At 42.9% G+C, this 7715-nt stretch carries 8 protein-coding genes; 1 reads left to right on the top strand and 7 read right to left on the bottom strand.

The features are described from left to right. Nucleotides 1-719: universal stress protein (locus tag Q0224_RS01495; RefSeq protein ID WP_297948536.1), on the top strand; the 719-nt coding region annotated here is incomplete at its 5' end. Nucleotides 720-1545: 826 nt separating this feature from the next. Here Q0224_RS01495 and Q0224_RS01490 read toward each other — a convergent pair. The 7 genes from Q0224_RS01490 to Q0224_RS01460 form a co-directional block, all read right to left on the bottom strand. Beyond that, nucleotides 1546-1788: a hypothetical protein gene (locus Q0224_RS01490; protein WP_297948534.1), complete on the bottom strand. Its 243-nt coding sequence runs from the start codon at nt 1786-1788 to the stop codon at nt 1546-1548. Nucleotides 1789-1998: 210 nt separating this feature from the next. After that, nucleotides 1999-2958, bottom strand: a complete 960-nt coding sequence (locus Q0224_RS01485) for a hypothetical protein (protein WP_297948531.1) — start codon at nt 2956-2958, stop codon at nt 1999-2001. 7 nt (nt 2959-2965) lie between these two features. Next, nucleotides 2966-3541, bottom strand: a complete 576-nt coding sequence (locus tag Q0224_RS01480) for a hypothetical protein (RefSeq protein ID WP_297948528.1) — start codon at nt 3539-3541, stop codon at nt 2966-2968. A gap of 140 nt (nt 3542-3681) precedes the next feature. Continuing rightward, complete coding sequence (locus Q0224_RS01475) at nt 3682-3978, bottom strand: hypothetical protein (RefSeq protein ID WP_297948525.1); 297 nt, start codon at nt 3976-3978, stop codon at nt 3682-3684. A 59-nt stretch (nt 3979-4037) separates the two neighbouring features. Next, nucleotides 4038-4634: a hypothetical protein gene (locus tag Q0224_RS01470; protein ID WP_297948522.1), complete on the bottom strand. Its 597-nt coding sequence runs from the start codon at nt 4632-4634 to the stop codon at nt 4038-4040. Nucleotides 4635-4812: 178 nt separating this feature from the next. Next, entirely contained in the window at nt 4813-5403 is a 591-nt protein-coding gene (locus tag Q0224_RS01465) for a hypothetical protein (protein ID WP_297948519.1), read from the bottom strand. 108 nt (nt 5404-5511) lie between these two features. After that, entirely contained in the window at nt 5512-6738 is a 1227-nt protein-coding gene (locus Q0224_RS01460; RefSeq protein WP_297948518.1) for a hypothetical protein, read from the bottom strand. Nucleotides 6739-7715 lie beyond the last annotated feature (977 nt).

The raw sequence follows: 7715 nt of genomic DNA, 5'->3' as shown, positions 1-7715 counted from the left end.
TTTATAATATGAAAATGACGCTTAGGGGCGGAGTTCTTTACGATGAGTTTTTAAAAGCGGCGAAGGCTGAGCTTGGCGTCGAGCACGAGCGCAACGAGACTATTTTTCACAAACTTTGCGAAGAGCTTGGCGTGCAGGTCAGCGACGAGCCGATCGAGGGCAAGACGACGGCTAAATTTGTCACCAAAAGTGGCAAAAGAAGCGTGGTGGTCGAGCAGGAGTCTAAATTTTGCGATATGGTAGTGGCTGCCGTGCCGCTTGACGGCAAGATCACGGGTACGTTTGAAGCGGCGGTGCTAAAAAGCGGTAAAACGGCTATCACGATACCAAGGCGCATAACGAGCTTTAAGGCTGATAACATCCTAGTTAGCTGGAACGGTTCGACGCAAAACTCGCGCGCCGTAAGTAGCTCGATCGAACTGCTAAAAAAAGCTAAAAAAGTGCATTGTATCACTTGCATGCCGCACTCTGGCGACGGTAGTGCAGAGGAAAATCTAAAAAAACTAGAAGAGTACCTAAAACTGCACGACATACAGGCGACTTACGAGGTCGTTAGCACGACTTCGGTACCGGGCGAGGCATTGCTGCGAAGCGCTAAAGAGGGCGGATTTGATCTGATCGTGGCGGGCAGATACGGCGAAAACGGCTTTTTGGAGATATTTTTGAGTGGTACTTCAAGATATTTTCTTAAAAATACGACGATACCGGTCTTTATGTAGGACACAATTCGTAGCCAAATTTTTAAATTTGACGTTTGGCTCCGAGGTAAATTTAAGTGACTGGCCTTTTATAAGAGGTCGGTTGCTTTTTTAATTTTGTGACTGACTTCGGGCGCTTGCTGATTAAATTTGAGATTTTCCTTTTCTCATGTTTTATCATTGTTCTAAATTTAGACATGAATGAGCAGATTAAATTTGTCTTGCGAGACAACTGCATTTTTTGGAAATTTTTCAACCTAATTTTTTGATTTGATATTTTGCGGTTGATAAAGTACCAAGGTGCTAAATTTAATAAAATATATTTCAAATTTAAAAACTGTTTTTTAAATTTGATCGTGAGCGATGGCAAATATCAACCAAAAATGGTTGTATGCACCTACTTATTTTATATGATAAGCATTCAATCATTGATAGCTTGAAGGATTTTTATTGGGAGTTAATAAGAATTATGGTGCGACCTGCGTGTCTGCAATTTAGAGAAAAAAGCCCAAAAAATCGAGGCTTTCGCAAAAATAGGAAGTGAAAAAACCGACTTCCTAGGTTTTTAAGGTTTTTAAAGAAAACGTAGCGTTTTTAAAAGATTTTAGCTAGAAGCTTAAAGGGTTTTAGGTTATTTTTGAGTTTATATTAAACAAAAAATAAACCATTTAAGGGTTAAACCTTAAGTCGTAAAACTAATTCTTTTACCCGCCTGTTCTGAGTTGGGATGTTAGCATGTTTTTTAAAGCTTGTCAAATTACCCATTTTTTTCCTAATACCACGGTCAAGCGTAGCCGTATCAGTGAGCACTTCGAGCTGATCGGCGAAGCGTTAAAAAAATACAACTTTATAGCATAAGCAACAAAAGACGGCACGGGCGGGCGCTCGGCTTTCGCTTGTAGAGCTCAAGCCCCTTTTGCAAGCTGTGCCACGCCGCAAACTTCGGACGGCGCGTCAGAGCCTGCAAAAGTCGCTCTGCATTTTCGCTTTTATCGCTAAAATTGTAGCGAGCCGTTTTTATGGTGTCAAGGGCAAAGCAGGTTAATTTTACGGGCTCGAAGCTCGCCACGTAAAATTTAACCCTTGACACTCATAAAAGCCGTTCGCATCCACCGCGAAGCTAAGGAAAAACAAAAAACAGCCGCCACCGTGCCTTAATGCGTATTGCTCTTTTGCTTTGAAGTTGTTTTTTGATTGGACGCTTTTATAGATTTTTGGTTTTGCCTAAATTTATATTATTACTATTAAGAAACGCGAAAAAAGTGCCTCAAAGCCCCTATTTATCGAGGGGCAAAGAGGATCATCGAGTGTAAGTTAGATCGTTTTTCGAAGCATGAATCACGGGACAATAACTAAGGAGGCCGCTTTTGATACCCGGGAAAGAGTCGGCAGAGGGATATTCGCCTTTTAGGTAACTATCTAGACTCTCGATCAAATACCTACCCTTCGGCTCAACGGATAGCTTTCCCGAGCCCACAAGCTCGGAGAGCAAGACTGCTTGCCCCATAAAAAAGTGATCGTTAGCAGGTTTTAAACCCTCTTGATTCACTTTCGTTAACTCGGCGATCTGAACGTCCTTTTGTTTGGCGAGGTCAACAGAGCTTTTTAGCATTCTTTGTAGCTCGGCGTTTTGTTTTTGTAACCTATCAAAATTTTGACGCATTTGCAAATTTTCAGCTTGCAAAGCCTCGACATCAACAGCAGGCTTTGAGCTAGTAGCCCCGAGAAACGAGCCTAGAATACGGTTTTCTTGCAAAGCCCGTAATTGCGCGCGCACGTTTATTTCTTTCTTGGCAGCGAGTTCAGTCAAAGCAGTTTGAGCCTCTTTTATTGTGGCTTGCGCAGCGTACTTAATAGCCACAGAATCAGCGACATAAGCCATCATACTGTCTTTATCAAAACCGCCCAAAATACCACCGCTTCTTAAATTGTTTGCGTTTATAGTCTTTTCGACTTCGACGTCGATTTTGGGGTGATTGCGAAACTTTGTGATTTTTTCCTTAAAAGTTTTTTCAAAGTCCTCAAGGTTGCCAAGATCGGGCGCCTTTTTTAGCTCGTCGAGCTCGTTTTTCAACTTGCGGTTTTCGGCTTCAAGCAAAGCATAGGAAGGGCGACTCGCTCCTTGTTCTTGCAGGTCGGCGCGGGCTTCAAGATTTGCAGCTTTGAGTTGAGACTCTAGCGCTTTGATTTTCGCTTTAGCCTCTTTCAATTCGTCTTTCGTAAGTTTCAATTCTTGTTTAATAGGCTCTTGAAGCTTCACGGCTTGCTTATACTGTTTCGGCGTCAAATGGTCGCGCCCCCGTAATCTCTTTCGAGATACCGCGTTCCATTCCTAGCACAGCCGCAATTTTTGTTTGAATTTTTGACATCAAGCTAGGCGAAAAAGTTTTCCGATGCTGCGATATTCCATTTTCGTCTAGGCTGATAAATTCAAGGTGAAAGTGGCAATTCATAACCCATTCGCCCGCGTCATTCAAATGCCCCTCGTCTTTGTGGAGCGCGCCGTAAATCAAGCGATAGCCCATCTCTTTCTCGATCACTTCAGCAACACGTTTTAAATCCTCGATAGTGTGCCATTCGCGAGCGTTGACTTCAGCGCTCCAATATATTTTTTCAGGATCATATTTCGGCTTTTGGCCGCGATGTCTAAGATATGCAATATCCGCGTCTATTTTCATTTGTTTCGCTTTTTGTCGCGCTTCCTCGAAGCTACAAGTATATTCGTTTAAATGTGATAATTCAGCTCGGACGTCTTTTGCCAAAAAACCTCGGCGAAAATTATGCCAGAAGCTCCCAGCCTTCGTGAAGTCAATGTTAAAACTACTTTTAGCATTATTATCCATTTTAAATTAATCCTTTTTGGTATCAGGTCTAGCAATGCGCAATAATGAGGGCTTGCCCCTCTTATTGCAGTAATGCGCATTACTTCAGTAGGGGACAAGCCCCATACTGAAAAACGCGCCCACAAGGGGAAAGGCGAAGGTCAAACAGCCACGACATCGAACTTTTTGGCGATCGCTTCATATTGTGCCTTTTCAGCGGCTATTGCAGCAAGCTCTTTTTGTGCCTTCTCGATAGCATTTTGAGCCGTTTTTTCGCGCCTTTCGATAGAGCTCAATTTCGTCAAAATTTTTTTAAGCTCTTGAACAAGCTGTGCATTCTTACTAAGGGGCTTTTTGTCCTTTGTTTCGATTGCTTTTTGCTCTTGCGGTTTTTGATTTTGGCTCGCTTGCGCTAGAGCAACATTTGGGATTGGGTTAGGTTTTTGAAAATTTTCCATCTAAAACTCCTTTGTTTTTTGATTTAATTATAAAGATCATGCCGGAAATCGGCTAAAAATCAAGTGCAGCATACTTCAAATTTTACACGGTCTACAACAGTAGCAGGTCTATTGTTTTCGTAGGCAAAGTTTTCAAGCAATGCTAGCAATTCCTGAACATCGGGATCAAGAGGTTTTGTTTCTTTTTTTATTTTTGGAGCAATATGCCCAAACCAAGAGCGGATGTCGTAGCGATTTTGTAAAAGCTCAAGGTTGTATTCGCTTAAGTTTTGGGGAGCAAAATCAAGCATTCGCAGAGGATCGCGACCGCATATTTTTTTACCGCTAAAAAGCGTACGGCAAAGTACTACTAAATCGTTTTTGTTTCTACATCGCTTGCCCCAAAGTTTCAGGTTTTTAATCCGCGTTTCGGTAAGATAGACGTTTTTCAGATTCACATGATAACGTTCGATATTATCACGGCACCAAAGAGTTACGTCGAGCTGCACGAGTTCGTCGTCAGCTTTGGTTTTTAATTTGCAAGCTACGTCACGACCGAAAGCCCCGAGTACAGGTTGAGTAATAACGAATCGGTTTACTGGAAAAGGCTCATCGTCCAAGTCGTCATTTTCGTTTTCGTCCTTTATGCCAAGAATAAGCCTATCGTATCGGTTCACATCCTCGGCGACTCTTTCTCGTTTTGATCTGCAATGTGCGTATTTCCAATATCTCCACAACTCGAAAAAAAGATTACCCAAGGCTAGCTCGGCGTTAGGATATTTTTTGCGAAGCTTCGCATTCGATACACTATGGAGCTCTTTTGTAGTTTGAACGTCTCGTACCTTTGCTACATTTCTACGAACTAGCTTGTTTTTTTTCCTTGTCAAAATCGACAGCAGTCCGGGCGAGGAGTTTCGAGCAAAGAGCGGCAGGAAAATTGGTCTCTTTTTTGACGAGTTCCCAGTGCCACTTTTCGTTTTTGAATATGTAGGCAGGAGCTAACGTATTTATCACCACAGAGTTATCGTTGTAGAGCTTTTTACAAACAGAGATCACGTGGGCAAGATCTCGAATAGGGCAAAAGAGCATAGCGTGAATATGCGGACTCCCGTTTCGGTGTCGCTCATAGACCCATGCAACCCAAAGGGGGATAGTGGAGAGTGTCTTTTTTACAAGACTATAGAGCTCTTTTTTTAGAGCTTCGGCAAGCTCTTTGTTGTTCTTTCGCCCCGGCGTGCCGTTTCGCCAAACGCCCGTATTGTCTGCCGTCAGAGTAAGCCCTATGCAAGAAAAGCCGAGGGAAAGGAAATCAGCAGAGATATCGAAGGTCGAAATTTCCAAAGCACGGGAATCAAGAGGTTGTTTTATTTCTTTGCTTAACAACTTTTGTTTTAAGTGAAGCTCGCGAGGATTAAATTTATCGAGATCAGAGTGAAAATTATTCATTTACGCCCACTTCCCGATATATATTATTGAAAAATAAAGAAACATTGAATATAATTTGCTTGTTCTTATGGCAAAGAGCTAATTCTCTTTGCCCGCCTCTTTTGTTTCTCATAATTTCAATCCCCTATCTTTTAGATAATTAAACCACCAAGTCAAAACCCGACGCGTAGTCGTGATTGCTTTGGATTTGTTGTAGCGTTTCTCTACACCTTTTATTGCATGTGACAAAGTCCGAGACATATCATAGTCGCTAACGTCGCCTTCGTCCACTTCGTGAGCGAAGGTCGAAAGAATGCCGCGGAATGAATGAAACACAATACGACCCTTCGGCGTCTCAGGCGTATAGTCTTTTAGAGCCTTTGATAATATCGCATCGGAGAGCGCCTTTTCCCCGCTCCGACCCATAAAAAAATACGTGCCGACGTCCATAGAATCCAGCCACTCGCCAAGTTCTTGAGGAATACCGAGATACATATCGCCATTGCGTTTTACCTTCATCTCGTCTTTTAAAAAAACGAGGTAATAGCCGTTTTCGTCGCGCGCTAGGTTTTCCCGAGATAAAAAGCGAACATTTGCCGCCCGTAATGCCGTGCAGAGGCCGAGAACTAGAGCGTTGCGCACGTCTTGAGACCCCTCGTAACCGCAACAATAAGCAATGAGTGAGCGTAAATCATTGTCGGTTTCGACATACCCAAAGCCGTCACTCTCGGGCACGGCGTAAATTTTAGAGAAATCGACATCAGCTAAAGGATTTTTGTCGATTTTTTGGCGGTTTTTTGCATAGCTAAAAACCATTTTCACTTCGATGAGAAAGTCCTTCAAAGCAGCAAACTTTTCGGCATGATAAAGCTCGTCCGCGATAGCAAATATCGAATCGGCTTTTATACGGCTTATGTCTTTGTCTTTTATAGGGGCGAATTTTTTATAGATTTTGAGTTTTTTTGCCATCGTTTGCGGCGCCCAGCGCTTGGCCCCGAAGCTAAGATATGAGTCAAAAACCGAAGCAAGGGTAGCAAATGCTTTTCCGTTAGGCGTAGCCCCTGTGTTCAATTCTTTAGCCATTTTTAGCGCGGTTTTGTAACTTAGGTCTTTTGCAGAGCCTAAAAACTTGACCAACTTCCCTTGTTCGCCGTAGTAGTAGTCCTTCTTGAGCTTGACTTTTTTACTCTTGCGGGCAGTCGTTTTTAGGATTTTCACCCAAAGCCCGCATTCGTCGAGCTTTTGTCGGCTTTCTTTTTTGCCGATCGGTAGCGTGTATGTGGCAATAGTTTCATCAGGGTGAGCTTTAAAGCCGACGAAGTCCGTAAGTTTGTCAAGTTGAGAGGTTAATCGCATGCGCGTCCTTTTTCTCTTAATTATAAGATTTCAGACGGGTAGCGCGAGTTTTTTAAAAAAATACTTCCTAACCGAGATAGGAAGCCGTCAAGGAAGTTTTAGGAAAGCAATTCGATAAATTTCGGATTACTTAGCTTTAATGCCTATTTTGCAAAAGCCGGATATTGGGATATCTTTGGGAGAATTTGTCTAAATGGTGCGACCTGCGTGCACTGCATTAGTCATTTTTAGCCCATATTTTCGGCGTTTTAATCGGATTTGGGTATTTAGGAAACTAGACCCCAAAAACGATTAAGCTTTGGCTCTAAAAATAACGAAATCGGGTCGAAACTTAAGAAAAAGCATAAAGAAGGATTAACAGAAAGTTAATCAGATAGTCTTGTAGCGTTCAATTTTAAGTTTAGAAAACTTAAAAAATTTTCTTAATTTTTCGGTTGCGAACCCTGCTTGAGGTGAATATTATCTTAGATTTCCTAAAAAGTCAAGCCGGAAAATAAGGAAGTTGTCTAGCCGTTTCGTCTAATGGGGTGTAGGAAGCTTCCAAACGCGGTGCCGCGCGCCAAGAGCGAGTCGCCCCTCTTGTCCTGACGCGTTATTTTTTATGAAACGTTACAATGCGCGCTATTTATCCCCTATCGTCCTGCGCGAGGGGCTCGCGACGCGCCCCCGCTCCGTTTTTACCGCCTATGGAGTAGCATTAGAGATAGATTTAATCCCCTAGCACGCTATAAGAATGCCGTATCTTCCACGTGTTGATACAGAGGCTAAACAGGTAAGCCTTAAGCCGGCGGGCTCTCCCGTCGCGGTATGTTCTCGTCCTTTGCAAACAAAGTCCGAGCCCCTACCGTGCCGTGAGGTTGACTTCGGTTTTTGCTTGGGGTTTTTTAGGCGATATTATACTATACGCGCGCGCGTACGCGCGTTAAAATTTAACGGAATTAAGAAAAATGGCAAAAACACGTGCAAAGCCCCAAATT

This window comes from uncultured Campylobacter sp., from assembly GCF_938002845.1.
GTDB lineage: Bacteria > Campylobacterota > Campylobacteria > Campylobacterales > Campylobacteraceae > Campylobacter_B.
Note: the sequence above shows the minus strand (reverse complement) of the source record. Positions and strands in the feature narration are given on the sequence as shown.